The sequence below is a fragment of the Brachybacterium sp. 107 genome, from assembly GCF_052379725.1.
In the GTDB taxonomy this organism is placed as follows: Bacteria; Actinomycetota; Actinomycetes; order Actinomycetales; family Dermabacteraceae; genus Brachybacterium.
In genome coordinates this window covers 29,848-48,337 of the sequence record NZ_JBQSYW010000016.1, presented here as the reverse complement: position 1 = coordinate 48,337, position 18,490 = coordinate 29,848, and the positions used below count along the sequence as shown (strand labels likewise).

At 71.1% G+C, this 18,490-nt stretch carries 19 protein-coding genes; 6 read left to right on the top strand and 13 right to left on the bottom strand.

Annotation, left to right across the window (positions count from 1 at the left end; genetic code table 11):
• The 4 genes from ACT3UL_RS15175 to ACT3UL_RS15160 are packed head-to-tail and all read right to left on the bottom strand — an operon-like array spanning position 1 to position 2,799.
• Complete coding sequence (locus tag ACT3UL_RS15175) at positions 1-417, bottom strand: RNA-binding S4 domain-containing protein (RefSeq protein ID WP_444579143.1); 417 nt, start codon at positions 415-417, stop codon at positions 1-3.
• Entirely contained in the window at positions 414-1,874 is a 1,461-nt protein-coding gene (locus ACT3UL_RS15170; protein WP_444579141.1) for an amidase, read from the bottom strand. Before ACT3UL_RS15170 ends, ACT3UL_RS15175 begins: the two co-directional genes overlap by 4 nt.
• Positions 1,871-2,437 carry a low molecular weight protein-tyrosine-phosphatase gene (locus ACT3UL_RS15165; RefSeq protein ID WP_444579139.1) on the bottom strand — a complete coding sequence of 189 codons (567 nt, stop codon included), beginning with the start codon at positions 2,435-2,437 and terminating at the stop codon, positions 1,871-1,873. Before ACT3UL_RS15165 ends, ACT3UL_RS15170 begins: the two co-directional genes overlap by 4 nt.
• Complete coding sequence (locus ACT3UL_RS15160) at positions 2,434-2,799, bottom strand: GNAT family N-acetyltransferase (RefSeq protein WP_444579138.1); 366 nt, start codon at positions 2,797-2,799, stop codon at positions 2,434-2,436. Before ACT3UL_RS15160 ends, ACT3UL_RS15165 begins: the two co-directional genes overlap by 4 nt.
• A gap of 24 nt (positions 2,800-2,823) precedes the next feature.
• On the opposite strand from ACT3UL_RS15160, the gene ACT3UL_RS15155 reads away from it, so the two are divergent.
• Complete coding sequence (locus ACT3UL_RS15155; RefSeq protein ID WP_444579137.1) at positions 2,824-3,189, top strand: DUF952 domain-containing protein; 366 nt, start codon at positions 2,824-2,826, stop codon at positions 3,187-3,189.
• A gap of 89 nt (positions 3,190-3,278) precedes the next feature.
• The gene (locus ACT3UL_RS15150; RefSeq protein WP_441462136.1) at positions 3,279-3,914 is read left to right on the top strand and encodes an L-threonylcarbamoyladenylate synthase; all 636 of its coding nucleotides are present in this window, start codon (positions 3,279-3,281) and stop codon (positions 3,912-3,914) included.
• Between the two features lie 18 nt (positions 3,915-3,932).
• Here the strand turns inward: ACT3UL_RS15150 and ACT3UL_RS15145 are convergent, their stop codons facing one another.
• Positions 3,933-5,216: an MFS transporter gene (locus ACT3UL_RS15145; protein WP_444579135.1), complete on the bottom strand. Its 1,284-nt coding sequence runs from the start codon at positions 5,214-5,216 to the stop codon at positions 3,933-3,935.
• A gap of 96 nt (positions 5,217-5,312) precedes the next feature.
• Between ACT3UL_RS15145 and deoD the strand changes: the two genes are divergently transcribed.
• A complete protein-coding gene (gene deoD / locus ACT3UL_RS15140) occupies positions 5,313-6,038 on the top strand; it encodes a purine-nucleoside phosphorylase (protein WP_444579134.1) in 726 nt (241 codons plus the stop codon).
• Between the two features lie 163 nt (positions 6,039-6,201).
• Here the strand turns inward: deoD and ACT3UL_RS15135 are convergent, their stop codons facing one another.
• From ACT3UL_RS15135 to gcvT, 7 genes are all read right to left on the bottom strand, one after another.
• On the bottom strand, positions 6,202-6,450 hold the full coding sequence (locus ACT3UL_RS15135) for a hypothetical protein (RefSeq protein WP_444579133.1): 249 nt from the start codon (positions 6,448-6,450) through the stop codon (positions 6,202-6,204).
• A 67-nt stretch (positions 6,451-6,517) separates the two neighbouring features.
• Complete coding sequence (locus tag ACT3UL_RS15130) at positions 6,518-7,264, bottom strand: gamma-glutamyl-gamma-aminobutyrate hydrolase family protein (RefSeq protein ID WP_444579132.1); 747 nt, start codon at positions 7,262-7,264, stop codon at positions 6,518-6,520.
• A gap of 152 nt (positions 7,265-7,416) precedes the next feature.
• Positions 7,417-8,592 (bottom strand): glycosyltransferase family 4 protein, encoded by a 1,176-nt coding sequence (locus ACT3UL_RS15125; RefSeq protein ID WP_444579131.1) that lies wholly within the window; start codon positions 8,590-8,592, stop codon positions 7,417-7,419.
• Between the two features lie 184 nt (positions 8,593-8,776).
• Entirely contained in the window at positions 8,777-9,988 is a 1,212-nt protein-coding gene (locus ACT3UL_RS15120; RefSeq protein WP_444579130.1) for a cobalamin-independent methionine synthase II family protein, read from the bottom strand.
• A gap of 84 nt (positions 9,989-10,072) precedes the next feature.
• The gene (gcvP, locus tag ACT3UL_RS15115; protein WP_444579129.1) at positions 10,073-13,015 is read right to left on the bottom strand and encodes an aminomethyl-transferring glycine dehydrogenase; all 2,943 of its coding nucleotides are present in this window, start codon (positions 13,013-13,015) and stop codon (positions 10,073-10,075) included.
• Between the two features lie 94 nt (positions 13,016-13,109).
• Positions 13,110-13,481: a glycine cleavage system protein GcvH gene (gene gcvH / locus ACT3UL_RS15110; protein WP_444579128.1), complete on the bottom strand. Its 372-nt coding sequence runs from the start codon at positions 13,479-13,481 to the stop codon at positions 13,110-13,112.
• Between the two features lie 69 nt (positions 13,482-13,550).
• On the bottom strand, positions 13,551-14,684 hold the full coding sequence (gene gcvT, locus ACT3UL_RS15105; protein WP_444579184.1) for a glycine cleavage system aminomethyltransferase GcvT: 1,134 nt from the start codon (positions 14,682-14,684) through the stop codon (positions 13,551-13,553).
• A 229-nt stretch (positions 14,685-14,913) separates the two neighbouring features.
• Between gcvT and ACT3UL_RS15100 the strand changes: the two genes are divergently transcribed.
• Positions 14,914-15,486 (top strand): GNAT family N-acetyltransferase, encoded by a 573-nt coding sequence (locus ACT3UL_RS15100; RefSeq protein WP_444579126.1) that lies wholly within the window; start codon positions 14,914-14,916, stop codon positions 15,484-15,486.
• 20 nt (positions 15,487-15,506) lie between these two features.
• Here ACT3UL_RS15100 and ACT3UL_RS15095 read toward each other — a convergent pair whose 3' ends face one another.
• Positions 15,507-16,739, bottom strand: a complete 1,233-nt coding sequence (locus ACT3UL_RS15095) for an arginine deiminase (RefSeq protein ID WP_444579124.1) — start codon at positions 16,737-16,739, stop codon at positions 15,507-15,509.
• Positions 16,740-16,867: 128 nt separating this feature from the next.
• On the opposite strand from ACT3UL_RS15095, the gene ACT3UL_RS15090 reads away from it, so the two are divergent.
• Both ACT3UL_RS15090 and ACT3UL_RS15085 read left to right on the top strand, forming a co-directional pair.
• Positions 16,868-17,707: an aldo/keto reductase gene (locus ACT3UL_RS15090; protein ID WP_444579123.1), complete on the top strand. Its 840-nt coding sequence runs from the start codon at positions 16,868-16,870 to the stop codon at positions 17,705-17,707.
• Entirely contained in the window at positions 17,704-18,489 is a 786-nt protein-coding gene (locus tag ACT3UL_RS15085; RefSeq protein WP_444579122.1) for an SIR2 family NAD-dependent protein deacylase, read from the top strand. The genes ACT3UL_RS15090 and ACT3UL_RS15085 overlap by 4 nt, the downstream gene beginning before the upstream one ends.
• The last annotated feature ends 1 nt before the right edge of the window (position 18,490 follow it).

Here is an 18,490-nt window from a genome sequence, read left to right as displayed (position 1 = left end):
TCAGAGCGGTGGCTGCTCGTCCCGTCCCCGCAATCGGTCCAGGGCTCGTCTCTCCCGTTTCGTGGGGCGTCCGGTGCCACGATCACGACGCGGCGGGGCGGCCGCCAGCTGCGGCGGCGGCTCCGGGCTGTGGTCCTCGTAGGCGGTCCGTGCGATCGGTGCCCCGACCCGTTTGACGAGAATCTTCGTGACGATGACGACCTTCTCCCGCCCCGGCGAGCGGATCCTCAGCTCATCCCCCACTGCGATGCGCTGGGCGGCCTTGGTGGGCTCTCCATTGCGGCGCACATGCCCGCCACGGCATGCCGAGGTCGCCGCCGAGCGCGTGGGCATCAGCCGAGCGCTCCACAGCCATACGTCCAGGCGCACGGACTGCGGTCCGACGGACGGTTCTTGCCCGCTCGACGGTGCGCTCATGCGGTGGCGGGTTCCCGCACGAGGGGCCACGGATCCTGGGCCTCGAGCTGAGCCGCCAGCGCGAGCAGGAGGGCGTCCTGACCGGGACGTGTCGCGCCGAGCTGGACCCCGAAAGGCAGCTCCGTCCCGTCGATCTCCTCGCGATGCAACGGCACCGAGATCGCAGCGTTCCCGATCATGTTCCAGGTGCTGGTCCACGGGGTGAAGGCGCATTGGGCGTCGAAGTCCGCCGCTCCATCGGCCAGCTGCAGATCCTCCGGATAGGCAGGCGGTCCGGAGAGGGTCGGGGTGAGCACGACGTCGAAGGGGGCGAACTGCTCCCCCGTGCGCCGGGCGATCGACTGCACGCCCTGGAGGGCACCCGCGAGGTCGACGCCGCTGTACGAGCTTCCACGCTCCCGCAGCCAGCGGGTGAGCTCCAGGAGCTCGTCCTCCTGCTCGGGGGCGAGCGGGATCGACGCCGCGCCGACGGTCCACAGCGGCATGAACGAGGACCACTCCTGCGGGGTGAACGGTGCGCCGATCGGCGTCGTCTCGTGACCGAGCCCGTGCAGCAGGTCGATCGCACGCTCCAGGCCGCGCAGCGCCGCCGGATGAACCTCCGTCTCGGCCGCGAGCGGCTCGCGCAGCACGGCGATGCGCAGCGGGCCCGGGGCGTGCCCGGCCGCTTCGCGGTAGCTGTCCGAGCGGGAGGGCCCCGAGAAGAAGTCTCCGGGGCGCGGGCCGGCCAGGAGGTCGAGCCCGGCGGCGACGTCCCGCACGCTGCGGGCCAGCACCCCATCGGTCGCCAGGCCCATCCCCTCGCTCGAGTACGGGCCGGGCGAGACCAGCCCTCGCGTCGGCTTGATGCCCACGACGCCGCAGCACGCGGCCGGGATCCGCACCGAGCCCCCGCCGTCGGAGCCGTGCGCGATCGGCACGATGCCGCTGGCCACCGCGGCGGCGGCCCCACCGCTGGAGCCGCCCGCCGTGCGGCGCACGTCCCAGGGGGTACGGGCCGGCGCACCGGTCGCGGGTTCGGTGTAGCAGGGCATCCCGAACTCGGGCGTGCTGGTCTTGCCGATGGTCAGGGTGCCGGCGTCGAGGATCTTCTGCGCGACGCCATCGGTGACGCTCGCGATGTTCCCCGCCATCGTGGCGCTGCCTGCTTCGAAGGGCTGACCGGCGACCTGGGTGAGGTCCTTGATCGGCATCGGCACGCCGAGCAGCGGGAAGCGGCGCGCGAGCTCCTCGAGCTGTCCGGTGCGCCTCGCCTCCGCGAGCTGATCGGACACGGTCCGGGCCTGGTCGCGGGTGAGGTCGTCCAGCACGTGGGCGAAAGCACCGACGACGCCGCCGATGCCGCGGGCCGCGTCGAGAGCTCCCTCGGCCAGCTCTCGCGGGTCGATCTCCCCATCGCGGATCGCCGTTCCCGTCTCCAGGGCCCCGAGGGCGTCAGCCTCGTGGGACGGGGTCATCGGGCGGCCTCGTCCTCGTCGGCGTCCTCATCGGCGTCCTCGTCGGCGCGATCGCTGCCCGCGTCGTCCGCCGAGGGCCCGTCGTGGCCGAGGTCGGCGCGCACCTGGTCGAGGATCCCCTCGGTCGCTTCCGTGATCTGCTCCCACGCGAGGTCGAAATCGCTCTCATCGCCCCACCAGGGGTCGCGGATGCCGGTGTCGTCGACCGGTTCCGGCGCGAAGTCCCGCACCATGTGCAGTCGGCCGTCGAGAGCGTCGCCGCCGAGGCGCCGCAGCGGGCCGACGTGGTCGTGGTCCAGGGCCAGCACGAGGTCGGCCTCCTCCAGATCCTGTGCGCTCATGTGCCGGGCCCGATGGGCGGAGGGGTCGATGCCGTGGCGGCGCAGGAGCTCGCCGGCCCGCCGGTCGATCGGGTTGCCGACCTCTTCGCGGGTGGTGCCGACCGAGGCGACCTCCACCTCCTCGCCGAGGCCTGCCTGCTGGACGGCCTCGCGCAGGGCATATTCGGCCATCGGCGAGCGGCAGATGTTCCCGGTGCACACGGTGAGAATGCGGTACGTCATCGGTGATCGTCCTCCTGAGGGGTCGAGGAGTCCTCGAGCAGGTCCGAGAACTCGGGATGGCGGTCGATCCAGCCGCGGGCGAACCAGCAGGTCGCGATCACCCAGCAGCCCCGTTCGCGGGCGTCCTCGAGTGCGAATCGCACCAGGGCGGAGCCGACACCGCGGCCGCCGTGATCGGGGGAGACGACGGTGGATCGCAGATCGCGCACGATCCTGGGCCCGTCGGGTCCGTCCGGCCCTGTCGGCTCGTCGCCGTAGGCGAGGACGCCCACCAGCGCGTCACCCACGAGCGCCTCGAAACGGTCTCGGTCGTCGTCGTGGACCAGGCGTACCGCGCCTGGTCCGGCGGAGGTCTCATCCATGCAGTTCACGGTACACTGCCGGTCATGCCCGCGCCCCTGATCTGGCACATCACCGAGCTGCCCGCCTGGGAGGCGGCCGCTCGGTCGGGTTCGTACACCCAGGCGACCCGTGGCCGCGACCTGAGCGAGATCGGGTACATCCACGCCTCCTGGCCGGAGCAGGTCTCCGTGGTCGCCAAACGCGTGTACCCCGACCGTCCCGCGAACCTGGTGATCCTCGAGATCGATGTGGGCCAGGTGGAGGCCGCCGGTATCGCGGTGGACATCGAGGCCGACGACGACGGCGAGGGCCGCGGCTACCCCCACATCAAGGGTCCGCTGCCGGTCAGTGCCGTGCTGCGGCTGCGGCGCACCAAGTGGATCGGCCGCGAATTCGTCGTCGTCGCCTGATCGTCGTCGCCTGATCGTCGTCGCCTGTGCGCACGGACCGAGGCCCAGGAGTGCGTGGCATTCCCGGACTCGCGGACGTAGCATCGGGCATGGCCAGATCCTCACCGTCAGCCCGTTACCTCGACATCCACCCGGTCGATCCGCAGCAGCGTCTCATCGACCAGGCCGTCGACGTGCTGAAGGACGGCGGCCTCATCGCCTACCCCACCGACTCCTGCTACGCGCTGGGCTGTTCGCTGGGCGCCGCCGAAGGCCTCGAGCGGATCCGCCGCATCCGCCAGGTCGACAAGAACCATCACTTCACTCTGGTGTGCGCGGACTTCGCGCAGCTCGGCCAGTTCGTCATCGTCTCGAACCCGACGTTCCGCCTGGTGAAGAATGCGACGCCGGGCCCGTACACCTTCATCCTGCCGGCCACCAAGGAGGTGCCCCGACGGATGGCGCACCCCAAGAAGCACACCGTGGGCGTCAGGATCCCGGATCATCGGGTCGCCCACGCCCTGGTGGAGGCGCTCGGGGAGCCGATCGTCTCCTCCACCCTGCTGCTGCCGGGCCAGGAGGATCCGCCCTCGGAGGGCTGGGTCGTGCAGGACCTGCTGGGCGATCAGGTGGACGTGATCATCGATTCCGGTGAGGTGGGCATCGAGCCGACGACCGTCGTGGACCTCTCCGGTGGTGACCTCGAGATCGCCCGGGAGGGCGCCGGGGACATCAGCCGCTTCTGAGGGCCCCGCTCGGGCCTCTCAGGCCGTGGGGCTCGGTGACCCCGTCGTCCGGGACCTCGTGCTGAGCACTCCGGAGAAGATCAGGATGCCCAGGGCATACAGCGGCATCATCCACAGTGCGTAGCGCAGGGTCAGGGCGTCGGCGAGGGCGCCGACGAGCGGCGGGGTCACGAAGAAGCCCAGGCGTGCGAACCAGCCCACGACGGTGATGCCGACGCCGTGCGGGACTCCCGGCATGTCGTCGGCCGCGCGGTAGGCCGCAGGGAACAGGGTGGCGACTCCCCAGCCGGCGGCGGCGAAGCCGATCATCGCCGTGATCGGACTGGGCACCAGCAGGGCGAAGGCCATGCCCACAGCCGCGATCAGCGCCCCGAGCCGGGCGGTGGTGCGGTCCCCCAGCCTGTCCACGACGTAGTCACCGGTGAAACGGCCGATGGTCTGGGCGCCCTGGAGGGCCACGAAGGCCATGCCGGCGACGAACGGGGTGACCGCGAACGTCGAGTCCATGAACAGCGCACCCCAGGTGCTGCCGGCGTCCTCGGTGGACCCGGCGAACACCAGGACCATGCCCAGGGCGCACACCAGCCCCAGTGCCCGCAGGCTCATCCCCGCGATGCGGAAGCCCGTCGGGGCGACGTCGGCGGGAACCTCCGCGCCGGAGGCGGCCGACGGGGCGGCGACCGGGGTGCGCTCGGTGGTGTCGTGCCCGGGGAGCATGAAGCGCAGCGACGACGCGGCCAGGACGCCGAAGACGACAAGGCCGATCAGTCCCTGCATCCACAGCGGCAGCCCGAGCTGGGCGCTCGCCGCGCCCAGCAGCCCGCCGGTGACGGCGCCCAGCGACCACCAGCCGTGATAGCTGTTCATGATCGAGCGCCGGTAGCGTCGCTCGACGCGCATGCCATGGGCGTTCATGGAGATGTCGGTGATGGAATCGGCCGCCATGGCGAACATCAACGAGCCGGCGAGCCAGAGCCACGAGCCGGAGAGGTAGACGGCCAGATGCGTGGTCGAGGCGATGATCTGGGCGACGACGGCCACCCGCGCCGATCCGAAGCGGGACATCAGTGCTGCGGCCCCGAGCCCTGCGATCAGACCGCCGATCGGACCGATGCCGACGGCGAGCCCGAAGGCCGTCTTCGTGAGCCCGATGCTCTCGACGAGCTCCGGGTACCGGGGCACGATCGCGCAGAACGACGCCCCGTTGAGGAAGAAGAGCAGAGAGACCGCCCATCGGGCCCGACGGGCGTCGACGGGCAGGGAGGGGGACGCCGCGGCGCGCGACGAGGAGTGAACGTTCACGAGTCGACATTGTCCGGGAGTCTCCCCCAGAAGCCAACCCGGTCGGCGTCGGACCGTCGGCCGACTACGTGGCCGGAGCCCACGTACGCTGGCGGCATGTCGATACATATCGGTGCCTCGCCCGACCAGATCGCCCCCTACGTCCTGATGCCCGGTGACCCCTACCGTGCCCGCTGGATCGCCGAGACCTTCCTCGAGGATCCTGTCCAGTACAACGATGTGCGCGGGATGCTCGGGTACACCGGCACCTACGCCGGCGTCCGCATCTCCGCCCAGGGCTCCGGCATGGGCCAGCCCTCGATGGCCATCTACGCCCAGGAGCTCTTCAGCGACTACGACGTCCAGGCCATCGTGCGGGTGGGCACCTGCGGCGGGCTCTCGGAGAAGGTCTCGGTGCGCGACGTGATCCTCGGGACGGCCGCGTCGACGGACTCCGCGATGAACGTGCCGCGGTTCCGGCAGGTCTCCTACGCCCCGGCCGCCGATTTCGAGCTGCTGAGGATCGCGGCGGACGTCGCCGAGGAGAAGCTGCTGCCGGTGGTCGCCGGCGGGCTGTACTCCGCTGACCAGTTCGACAACCCCGACCCCACCATCACCGCGACGCTCGCGGAGTACGGCGTGCTCGGCGTGGAGATGGAAGCCGCCGCCCTCTATACGCTCGCCGCGCAGTTCTCCCGCCGGGCGCTCGCGGTCTGCACCGTCTCCGACCATCTCGTGACGGGCGAGGAGACCAGCTCGCAGGAGCGCCAAGAGACCTTCGAGGACATGATCGTCGTGGCGCTGGAGTCGATCGTCCGGCTCGACAGCACCCACCGGATCTGACACCCATCGGATCCGACCCCCACCGGATCCGCCCCGGTCGTCGGCTCCGTCAGGCTTGGGCTCGACCGGCCGGACGGCGTCCTCGCCGCCGGGCCGGTCGCAGAACACTCGTGCCCGGCCGCCATGAGGCGCCGGGCACGAGGAATGCGTCGAGGAGCTGGGCTCAGGTGAGGAAGCGCGGCACCAGGTCGAAGGTGCCGAACAGGGCGACCAGGCACATGCCCAGGCCCACCACGAAGGTGACCGTGGTGAACAGGCTCATCACGTAGAGGCCCGCGACGAACAGCACGAACAGCACGACGAACAGCACGATGCTGAGCACCAGGTTGTTACCCGTCGAGGTCTGGTTGCTCTCGGTACGCTCTGCCTGCTCGGCCATGACGTCGGCCTCGGCGGCGTGCTGGTTGTTCATGGTGGTTCTTCCTCCGTGTCACCTGTGTGCTCCGCGCGGCCCGGAGGCGCGTACGGTCACGGCCATCTTAGACCAGAGCAGGCTCCGGTGCCGACGCGGCGCGATGCTCGATCGCCGTGAGCAGGCTCTCGAAGATGGCGGCGCCGTCCGTCCCGTCGATCTCGGGGTGCCACTGCACGGCGAGGACGCTGGATCCGGACGCGGCCTCGACCGCGAGCGGGAGCCCGCTGTCGTGGCGGGCCACGATCCGGAGGTCCCCGGCGACATCACGCACACCCTGGTGGTGGAAGGCGGTGACCTCCGCGCGGGTGCCCAGGGCCACTGCCAGGTCGCTGGCGGCGTCGATGCCCACCTCGACCCGGGTGGGCTGCTCCCCGGTGACGGGATGGGCCGGGACGTCGAGGGGCAGATGCCGGTGCAGCTCGCCGCCCTCGGCGATGACGATGATCTGCAGGCCGCGGCAGATGCCCAGGACGGGGACGTCCGCGCGGCGGGCCGCACGGTACAGGGCGGTCTCGAAGGCGTCGCGCTCCGGATCGGGCGTCATATCGGTGGCCAGCGCGTCCTCGCCCCAGGCGGCGGGGTCGAGGTCGGTGCCGCCGGTGAGCACGAGGCCGTCGAGCTCGGCGATCTCCTCGTCGCTCCACGCATCCTGCGGGGCGATGATCACGGGTCGGGCCCCGGCCTCGCGGAGGGCACGCACGTAGTGCTCGGTGACCACCACGGCGTCATGGCCCGCCCAGGCGCCGGACATCATGGCCCGGGTCCCTGCGGTCACGCCGATGAGCGGGCGGCGGGTGGTGCGCTGCGCCATGATGTAGTCCTTTCCGCGGAGATCCGAGCCGCCGGGTCGGCGACATGCACAGTTCATCGCGGGGACGTTGTCCCGGGCGACTTATGTGGCCGAATGTGACGGGGACAGGGTCATCGGTGCGGGTATGGGGTCAGTGCCGGGTCAGCGCAGGTTCAGCGCCGGGTCCGCGCCGGCGGCCGGAGCTGCCGGAGCTGCTGGTGCTGCTGGTGCTGCTCGATCGCGGCGAGGTAGTGGCCGCGCAGCTGCTCGGCGAGCACGGGCCAGGTGCGCTGATGCACCGAGTCCAGGGCCGCTCGCCCGAAGGCCAGGCGCTTGGCGTCGTCGAAGAGCAGATCGCCGGCGTGCTCGCGCAGCTCGTCGAGCATGCCCGGGGTGTAGAGCCACCCGGTGCGGCTGGGCGCGATGAGATCCACCGGCCCGCCGCGACGGGGCGCGATCACGGGCAGCCCCGATGCCATGGCCTCCTGGATGGTCTGTCCGAAGGTCTCCAGCTCCCCCGGGTGGATGAACAGGTCGGCGCTCGCGAGGTGGGCGGCGAGATCGGTGCCGGTGCGGAAGCCGGCGAACGCGGCGCGGGGCATGTCCCGGCGCAGGGTGTCCCGGTCCGGGCCGTCGCCGACGATCAGCAGCCGCACCCCGGGCATGTCGTGGATGACCTTCAGGTCCCCGACCTGCTTCTCGGGCGCGAGGCGGCCCACGTACACCACGAGCTTCTCCCCCGGCCTCGCGTACTTCTGCCGCAGCGAGTCGCTGCGCATGGTGGGCGAGAACTGGGAGGTGTCCACGCCGCGCCTCCACAGGTGCACCCGGTCGATCCCGTGCTCGACCAGCTGGTCCCGGGTCGCGGTGGAGGGCGCCAGCGTGAGCGTGGCGCGGTTGTGGACGTCCTTGAGCAGCTGCCAGGAGGCGTTCTCGAGGAACGGCATCCCGTAGCGGGCGGTGTAGCCCGGGATGTCCGTCTGGTAGACGGCGACCGTCGGCACCCCGGCTCTCTGCGCGGCGACCACGGCGCGACCGCCCAGGATCGTGGGTGAGGCGAGGTGGATGACGTCGGGCTGGAAGTCCTCGATGCGTCGGCGCAGGGACGCGGCGCTGGTGGCGGCGATCCGCACCGCGGAGTAGCCGGGCAGCGGCGCCGACGCGACGCGGCGCACCCGGATCCTCCGCCCACCGGCGGTGCGGAGGAATCTGTCGACCCCTGGCCACTTCGGGGCGATGATCCCGAGATCATCGCCGACAGAGGCGAAATGATCGACGACGCGGAGCACCGAATTGGTGACACCGTTCATGTGCGGCAGGAAGGACTCGGTCACGACAAGGATCCTCACGAGCTCGATGCTCCTCCGCCCGAGCAGAATCCGCCCCACGGGCGCGTGGCCTCTGCGCGACGTCCACATGAACAGACGACAGAGCATCCCGCCCCGGCCTCGGACTGCACCCCGGATGCCGCACCCCGAACGCCGAACGTCGCACGCCGGACGCAGCCCTGTCTCCCAGGGCACGGATCACGTGTCAGAGGCGGCGGGAGGCGATCTCCGCGCCCTGGGCGAGCGACTCGAGCTTCGCCCAGGCGATCTGCGGGTGGATGCGCCCGCCGAGTCCGCAGTCGGTGGAGCCGATGACCCGCTCGGGGCCGACGAGCTTCGCGAAGCGCTCCAGGCGCTGCGCGACCAGCTCGGGGTGCTCGACGACGTTGGTGGCGTGGGAGACGATCCCGGGCACGAGCACCTTGTCCGCGGGGAGCTCGAGGTCCTGCCACACGGTCCACTCGTGCTCGTGGCGCACGTTGGCGGCCTCGAAGCTGTAGTGCTTCGCGTCGATCTCCAGCAGCAGCGGGGCGATGTGCCGGAACTCGATGTCCGTGGTGTGCGGACCGTGCCAGGAGCCCCAGCACAGATGGAAGCGGGTCTGCTCCGTAGGCACGTTCACCAGCGCACGGTTCACGGCGTCGACCCGCTTGCGGGTGAAGACGAGGTAGTCCTCGACCGACGGCTCGGGGTTGATCTGGTCCCAGTTCTCGGCGATCGAGGGGTCGTCGATCTGCACGGTGAGCCCGGCGGCGGCGATCGCCTCGTACTCGGGGCGCATCACCTCGACCCACGCGTCCAGGAAGGCGTCCTCGTCCCCGTAGTGGTCATCGTTGATACGGCTGCCGGAGCCCGGGGAGAGGGAGTTGAGGAAGCCGTGCTCGTAACCTGCCGCCTGCAGCGCCGCCTGGATGTTCGTCGTGTCCTGCGCGACCAGCTCGCGGCCGACGTCGGAGAACGAGACCGGGCCGGTCGCGGCGGGGAACGTGGTCTGGGCGCCGACGGTGATGCCGGAGGTGGGGTCCTGGTAGGCGTCGGCGAAGATCGTCCAGTCGCGTCGGTCCGGGAAGGTCGTCAGGCGCACGTCCCCGGGGCTCGAGCGCACGGGCTCGCTGGAGAAATGATCGCTGCCGGTCAGCTCCAGGCCGCTGACCCGGTCGAAGATGTAGGACCACCAGGAGCCGTAGTTCACGGCCGAACCCATCAGGTGCCCGTACTCCCCGTCGTTGGGGATCGAGATGCCGATCGAGCGCTGCTTGGCGACGACGTCGACGACCGCCTGGCGCAGCACCTCACGGAACTCGTCGGTCGGCTCGGGGGTCAGCCCGTCCGCGCCGACGGGGCGGGCGGCGTTGGCCTCGAGCAGCTCGGGGCTGCGGGGTAGGGAACCGGCATGGGTCGTGAGGATCTCGGTCATGGCCACGAGAGTAGAAGACAGGACGCCCCGGTCAGAAACCGGGGCGTCACAGCCGTTCATCGAGCGGCGCGGGCGATCAGCAGCTCACTCGTCGCCACGGGGCCAGGTCGGCACCAGATTGCGATCGCCGAAGGCCTGGTCGATACGGCGCACCGGGGGCCAGTACTTGGACTGGATCCGCATCTGTGCGCTGTCATGGGTGGAGAGGTCCTCCGGGGCGGTCCAGCTGCCGGGGTAGACGGCGACCTCGCGGGAGTAGGGATGGGTCCACTCCCCCGTGGCGATGGACGCCGCGGTGTGCGGGGCGTTCACCAGCGGGTTGTCCTCGGCGGACCACGTGCCGGCCAGCACCTCCTCGCCCTCCTTCGCGATCATCAGCATCGCGTCGACGAAGCGGTCGATCTCGGCGAGGTCCTCGGATTCCGTCGGCTCCACCATGAACGTCCCGGCGACCGGGAAGGACATGGTCGGGGCGTGGAAGCCGTAGTCGACGAGCCGCTTGGCGACGTCGTCCACGGTGATCCCGGTGCGCGCGGTGAAGGGGCGCAGGTCCACGATGCACTCGTGGGCGACCAGCCCGTTCTCGCCGGTGTACAGGATCTCGTAGGACTCCGAGAGGCGGCGAGCCATGTAGTTGGCCGCGAGCACCGCGGAGGCGGTCGCATGGCGCAGCCCGTCGGGCCCCATGAGGCGGATGTAGGTCCAGGTGATCGGCAGGATCGACGGGGAGCCGTACGGAGCCTGCGAGACCGGGGCGCCGCCGTGGACCTGATCCCCGTGGCCGGCCACGGGGTGCTCCGGCTTCTGCATGGCCGGGTGGCCGGGCAGGAACGGTGCCAGGTGGGCGCGAGCCGCGACCGGTCCCACGCCCGGACCGCCGCCGCCGTGGGGGATGCAGAAGGTCTTGTGCAGGTTCAGGTGGGAGACGTCGCCGCCGAACTCGCCGGGCCGGGCGACCTGCAGCAGGGCGTTGAGGTTCGCCCCGTCGACGTAGACCTGCCCGCCGGCGTCGTGCACCAGCTCGCAGACCGTGCGCACCTCCTCCTCGTACACGCCGTGCGTGGAGGGGTAGGTGATCATGATCGCGGCGAGCTCGTCGCCGTGGTCCTTGATCTTCTGCTTGAGGTCATCGAGGTCGATGTTGCCGCGGGAGTCCGAGGCGACGACCACCACGCGCAGGCCGGCGTTGACGGCGCTGGCGGCGTTGGTGCCGTGCGCGGAGCTCGGCACCAGGCACACCTCGCGGCCGCTCTCGCCGCGGGAGGCGTGATAGGCGCGGATCGCGAGCAGTCCGGCGAACTCGCCCTGCGAGCCGGCGTTGGGCTGCAGGGACACGGTGTCGTAGCCGGTGAGGTCGGTCAGCCAGGTCTCCAGCTGGGTGATGAGCTCGAGATAGCCCTCGACGTCCTCGCGCGGGGCGAAGGGGTGGATCGCGTTGAAGCCCGCCCAGGTGACCCCGGCCATCTCGGTCGCGGAGTTGAGCTTCATGGTGCACGAGCCCAGCGGGATCATGCCGCGGTCCAGGGCGAAGTCGCGGTCCGCGAGCCGGCGCAGGTAGCGCATCATCGCGGTCTCGGACCGGAAGGAGGAGAACACCGGGTGCTGGAGGAAGGCGTCCTCGCGCGCCAGCCCTCCCCAGGCTCCGCCCGAGGCGGTCTCGGCCAGCTCCTGGCCGGGGTTCTGGGCGTAGGGCGCGAACACCGCGGCGATCGCCTGCAGGTCGGCCGACGTGATGGTCTCGTCCAGGGAGAGGTGCACGAGGTCGTCGCCCACGGCATGGACCAGGAAGCCTGCCTCCCCCGCGGCCGCGACGATGTCCTGGGCCTGTCCTGTCGCGCGCACCTCGAGGGTGTCGAAGAAGGAGTCCCCGACGAGCTCGAAGCCGCTGGCCACGAGATGGGCGGCGAGGGTCGCGGTGCGATCGGCGACCTGGCGACCGATCCGGGTGAGCCCCTCGGGGCCGTGGTAGACGGCGTACATGGCAGCCATCACGGCGAGCAGCACCTGGGCGGTGGTGATCGAGCTGGTGGCCTTCTCGCGGCGGATGTGCTGCTCGCGGGTCTGCAGCGAGAGCCGGTAGGCGGGGTTGCCCTCGGCGTCGACGGAGACCCCCACGAGCCGACCGGGCAGCTGGCGCTCGAGGCCCTTGCGCACGGCGACGAAGCCCGCGTGGGGGCCGCCGAAGCCGAGCGGGATGCCGAAGCGCTGGGAGCTGCCCACGGTGACGTCGGCCCCGAGGGAGCCCGGCGAGGCGAGCATCGTCAGCGCCAGCAGATCGGCGGAGACGATCGCGACGGCCTTGGTGGACTTCACCTCGGCGATGACGTCCCGGGGATCCCAGATGCGGCCGGAGGCCCCGGGATACTGGATGAAGGCTCCGAAGTAGTCTCCCTCGGGGGCGCCGTCGCGGGCGAAGTCCACCTCGCGCAGCTCGATGCCGAGCCCGTCGGCGCGACCGCGCAGCACAGCCTTCGTGGCCGGCAGCGCGTCGGCGTCCACCAGGAACACGTTCCCGTTGCGCTTGGCGGTGCGGCGGGCGAGCATGAGCGCCTCGGCCGCGGAGCTGGCCTCGTCCAGGGTCGAGGCGTTGGAGACGTCCATCCCGGTGAGGTCGCAGATCATCGTCTGGAAGGTCAGCAGCGCCTCGAGCCGGCCCTGGGAGATCTCCGGCTGGTACGGCGTGTAGGCGGTGTACCAGGCCGGGTTCTCCAGCACGTTGCGCTGGATCACCGCGGGCGTGTGGGTGCCGTGGTAGCCCAGGCCGATCAGGGAGCGCCGCACCGTGTTGCGATCGGCGAGGGCCTGCAGCTCGGCCAGCGCAGCGGTCTCGGTGATCCCCGACGGCACCGCGGAGGCTGCGTCCTGCCCTTCCGGGTCCAGCAGGATCGTGCTGGGCACGGCGGCGGTCAGCATCTCGTCCAAGGTCTCGTAGCCGAGGACCTCGAGCATGCGACGCTGCGCATCGGGATCGGTGCCGACATGGCGGCGGACGAAGGAGTCGTGCGCATGCACGGACGAAGCGGTCATGAAGAGGTGCCCCTGGGGTGTCGCGGTTCTCGGTGGGTGCGTGGGCCCGACGGCCGGGGCGACCGCGCACACGATGCGGCCGCCTCCCGGTCGGTCAGGACTGGGTGAAGGCCGTGTAGTCCTCGGCGCTCAGCAGATCCTCGGGCAGTGCGGCGAAGCTGACCTTGACCAGCCAGCCCTCGTCGAACGGCGAGGAGTTCACGAGCTCCGGGGCATCGACCACGGCCTGGTTGACCTCGGTGACGGTGCCGTCGATCGGGGAGAACAGGTCCGAGACGGACTTGGTGGACTCGATCTCGCCCATCTCGGTGCCGGCAGAGATGTCGGCGCCGGCCTCCGGCAGATCGACGTAGACGACGTCACCGAGCTGCTCGGCCGCGTAGTCGGTCACGCCGACGACGGCCACGCCGTCGGACTCGACGCGGACCCACTCGTGGTCCTTGCTGTAGAGGAGTTCTGCGGTCATGAGAGTGGTCCTTCCGGGAGAGAAAACGGGGATCGAACGGTCAAGCTGGCGAACGGGAATGCTGTGGTGTCAGGCGCGGGAGTAGAACGGCAGGGCGACGACCCGCACCGGGAGGTCCTTGCCGCGCACATCAGCGATCAGCTCAGTGCCCACCTCGGTCACGGTCGGGCGCACGAAGGCCATGGCGATGGGGTGGCCGAGGGTCGGCGAGAGCACCCCGGAGGTGATGGCCCCGACCTCGCGCCCCTCGGTGTCGCGCACCTTCGCGTCGGCGCGGGCGGCTCGTCGGCCCTCGGCGACCAGGCCCACCAGCACGGGGCGATCGGACAGGTCCGCCGCCTCGACGCCTTCGCGGCCGACGAAATCGCCCTTGGACTTCAGGGCCACGACCCGTGCCATGCCCGATTGGGCGGGGTACAGATCCCGGCCGAGCTCGTGGCCGTACAGCGGCATCCCGGCCTCGAGGCGCAGGGTGTCGCGGCAGGCGAGGCCGCACGGGGTGAGGTCCTCGCCGCCGGCGACGGTCAACTGCTCCCACAGGGTTGCGGCCAGCTCGTCGGGGACGTACAGCTCGAAGCCGTCCTCCCCGGTGTACCCGGTGCGGGCGATCAGCAGCTGCTCCCCGTGGTAGGTGCCCTCGGCGAAGCGGTAGTTCTTCATCTCCCGGAGATCCTCGGCGCCGATGCCCTCGACGCCGCTGTCACCGGTGGTCAGGGCGCGCAGCAGGATCTCCTCGCTGGCCGGGCCCTGCACGGCGATCAGGGCGGTGCGGTCCGAGGCGTCGTCGACCACCGTGTCGAAGCCGGCGGCGCGCTCCGTGAGCTCCTGGGCGTCGACCTCCGCGTTGGAGGCGTTGGCGACCACGATGAAGTGGTCCTCGGCCAGGCGGTAGGTGATGACGTCGTCGATCACGCCGCCGTCCTGCGTCAGCAGCAGCGAGTACTTCGCGCGCCCGACGGACATCGCCGACAGCTTCCCGGCGAGCGCATGGTCGAGGGCGTCGGCCGCCTGCGGGCCGCGCAGATGGATCTCGCCCATGTGGCTGAGATCGAAGAGCCCCGCCCGCTCCCGGACCGCCGCGTGCTCGGCGAGATCGGAGTCGTAGCGGACCGGCATGCGCCAGCCCGCGAAATCGGTGAACGTCGCTCCGAGCGACTCGTGGACCGTCTCCAGCGCGGTGCTGCGCAGAGCCTGCTCGACCATCATGCTCCTTCTCGTCACGGGGCGGGATCACCGCCCGGCTGCGTCACACGGCACGTGCTCGTGAGCCGACAGGGTGCGTCACCTCGGCGTGCCGCAGAAGTCACCATACCGTTGCGCCCGACGCCTCGTGGCACCCGCGGGCAGGCACCCGCAGACAGATGTGTGGAAACCCTGTGCAACAGGACGGAACACGGCGGGAGGCAGCACCCGGACCTTGTACGGTGGACCCGTGACGAAGGAAGGCACGAGCGAATGGCCGGTCCGGATCCCCAGCCCACGGCTGATGATCCGCCCGCCGGGCGACGGCGACCGCGAAGCGGTGATCCGTCTGCTCACCGATCCTGTGACCAGGGAGTATCTCGGGGGCGCCGTGGACTATGCGTCACGGCAGGCGCTGGAGCTCTCGCCGTTGGGCCTGACGTGGGGCCGCTGGGCCCTGATCCGTCATGAGGACGACACGATGATCGGGTCGATCACCCTGGACTACGACCGCGGGGAGCTCGAGCTCTCCTACGCCCTGCTCCCGGAGTGGACCGGGCAGGGATACGCCGCGGAGTCCTGCATCGCTCTGCTCTCCTGGGCGCGCCATGCGCTCGAGGACGATCATGTGATCGCGATCAGCCAGACCCGGAACAAGCGCAGCGTCGCCCTGCTGCGCAAGCTCGGCTTCACCGTGCGCAAGGGGCTCGAGGAGTTCGGCTCGCAGCAGCTGCTGCTCGAGCGCTCCCTCCGGGACCCTCTGCCGGAGCAGGCGCTGAGCCTGCAGACCGAGGCCGATCCGCCACCGCCCACCCGGCGCTGAGCGGCCGACAGGCCATCCTGTCAGCCGCGGGCGACGGGACAGCTCATGCATCGTGGCCCGCCCCGGCCCCGACCCAGCTCGTCCCCGGTGAACTCGAGCACCTCGATGCCCTGGTCCCGCAGGTAGTCGTTGGTCGCGGCGGCACGTTCGTAGGCAATGACCTTCCCCGGCGCGATCGCCAGCACATTGCACCCGTCATCCCATTGCTCGCGCGCCGCCGCATAGGCGTCCAGGGGCGCGCTCAGCACGCGCAGCGACTCGACGCCGAGCCCGCGCGCGAGCACCTCGTCCATCTCGCCGGCCGCGCGCGCCCGCGACACGAGGCGGTCGCCGTGCCGCTGGATCTCGAAGGTCTCGAGCGTCCCCAACGGCCCGTATCTCAGCATCGACTCCTGGTCGACGACGGTGGTCACGGTGTCCAGGTGCATCATCGACCGCTGGTGCGGGAGCGCGATCGCGATCACGGTGTCCACGGTGCCGTCCTCGAGCAGATCCGCCGCAAGACGCTCGACGCCCACGGCGGTGGTGCGCTCGGACAGCCCCACGGCGAGCACGCGCGGGGACAGCAGCATCACGTCCCCGCCCTCGACGGTGGCCGCGCCGCCCGCACCCGGCCCCAGGATCCGACGCGGCGCTGCGGCCCCGGCGAACGCGGGGTGGTAGCGATAGATCGCCTCGAGGTGCAGGCTCTCGCGCCGTCGGGCCGATCGCCGCATCGGGCTGACCGAGACGACGTCACCGATCCAGGCGGAGGAATCGCGGGTGAAGAGATGGTTGGGCAGAGGATCGAGCACAAGATGCTCCCCCGGCACGTGCTGCAGGGAGATCGACCGGGGCCCGACCCCGAGCCCGCGGAGCTCGGAGACGGTGATCCCGGCGATCATCACGTCGACCAGCTGGGTCGCGGGGAGGTCGGCGATCGCCTCGCGGAGGTCCTGCGCGGCGATGTCGCCCAGCGCTGCGGGATCCAGCGCCCGGTCCAGCAGAGTGGCGCGGACCTCGGACTCCTCGAGCAGGTCGGTCAGCAGCCCGGTCAGCTCGAGCACCTCCACGCCCTCGTCGGCGAGCAGGGTGGTGAACTCGGTGTGCTGCGCCTCCGCCCGGTCGCGCCAGAGCACCTCGTCGAAGAGGAGGTCCTCCCTGCTGTCCGGGGTGAGCCGTTCCAGCTCGGGTCCCGGCCGGTGGACGATCACCCGCCGCAGCGGGGAGATCTCATCGTGGACTCCGTGATGCCGGGGAGGCGTATCGGTCATGCGGACTCTCCTCGTCGAGACGTCAGGTGGATGCACGCTAACAGACCTCCCACCCCCCCCTCCGGCCCGCTCCGGGCCGACGATGACTACGCTGGTGGTGTCCGCTTCCGCTCCTGCAGGAGGTCTCCATGACCACGCTCTCCCTTCCCAGCACGTCGCTCGCCGACGGCACGGCCTTCCCGCTGATCGGTTTCGGGACCGGAGGTCTGAAGGGCCCCGACGGTGCCGAGGCCATCGCGACCGCGATCCGCGCCGGCTACCGGCTGCTGGACACCGCCGCCCAGTACGGCAACGAGACCGCCGTCGGCGAGGCGGTGCGCCGCAGCGGCGTCGACGTCGACGAGGTCCTGGTGACCACGAAGATCGCCGGTGACGACCAGGGGCGCGACGCGGCTCGCACCGGCTGCCTGGAGTCCCTGCGCCGGCTCGGCCTCGAGCGTGCCGCGCTCGTGCTGATCCACTGGCCCAACCCCTCTCGCGGCCTCGCGCTGGACACCTGGCGCACCCTGATCGACCTCAAGGAGGAGGGGAAGGCTCTGCACATCGGCGTCTCGAACTTCCGACCCGAGCAGATCCAGGAGCTCGTCGACGCCACCGGGGTGTGTCCCGAGGTCAACCAGATCCAGCTCTCCCCCGCCCTGCAGCGCCACGACGCGGTCGCCTTCCATCGCGAGCACGGGATCGTCACCGAGGCGTGGGGGCCGCTCGGTGGCCGCGACGGGCTGAGCGCCCAGTACGCGCTGCGGAAGGTGGCCGACAAGCACGGCGCCACCACCAGCCAGGTGACCCTGCGCTGGACCATCGACCAGGGCATCGTCGTGATCCCCAAGTCCGGCGATCCGCAGCGCCAGCTCGACAACGCCTCCCTGGACCACGTCGCGCTCGACGACGCCGACCGGGAGCTGCTCGCGACGCTGGACCTCGGCGAGGAGGCCGCCTGGGACTCGCGCGAGCACGAGGAGTGGTGACGGCGGGCGGGCGCGCCCGCTTCTGCCCCGGTGAGGAGCATGGGGAGATCGTGTTCCTCACCGGCTCCGGGCTCAGCGCCCGCACCGGGCTGGGCACCTTCCGCGGCCCGGACGGGCTGTGGGCCATGGAGCCGGAGACGGAGCAGGCGATGCATGCCGAGCTGCTGCCCGGCTCGCTGCCGATGCTGTGGTCGGTCTGGGGGCGCATGGCCCGGATCGCCCTGGACCACGGGCCGACGCCGGGGCACCGGGCGATCGCACGCCTCGGCGCCCCGGTGATCACCCAGAACATCGACGGTCTCCACCAGGCCGCCGGCAGCGAGGTCGTCGCCGAGCTGCACGGGAGCGCCCTGCGGGCCGTGTGCCTGGATCCGCAGTGCCGGTGGCGGGCCGTGGTGGATCCCGGTGCCGGAAGCCGCGCGGAGGATCACGGGGTCCCGTCGGCCTGCCCGGACTGCGGGGAGCCGACGCGGCCCGATGTCGTGCTGTTCGACGAGAACCTGCCCGCGGACGCGCTCGAGCTCGCGGTGCGGCTGGCACGGCGAGCCGACCTGTTCGTGGCCGTCGGGACCAGCGGCGTGGTCTTCCCCGCCGCCCGGCTCGCCCCGATGGCGAAGGCCCACGGGGCCACGACCGTGCTCATCGACATCGATCCGCCGCCGGACCCGTCCCTGCGGGCGGTCTTCGACCACATCATCGCCGAGGACGCCCACGAGGTGCTCCCGGACTGGGAGCGCACGCTGAACCAGATCGGTCGGAGCTCGTTCCTCGACCCGTTCTGAT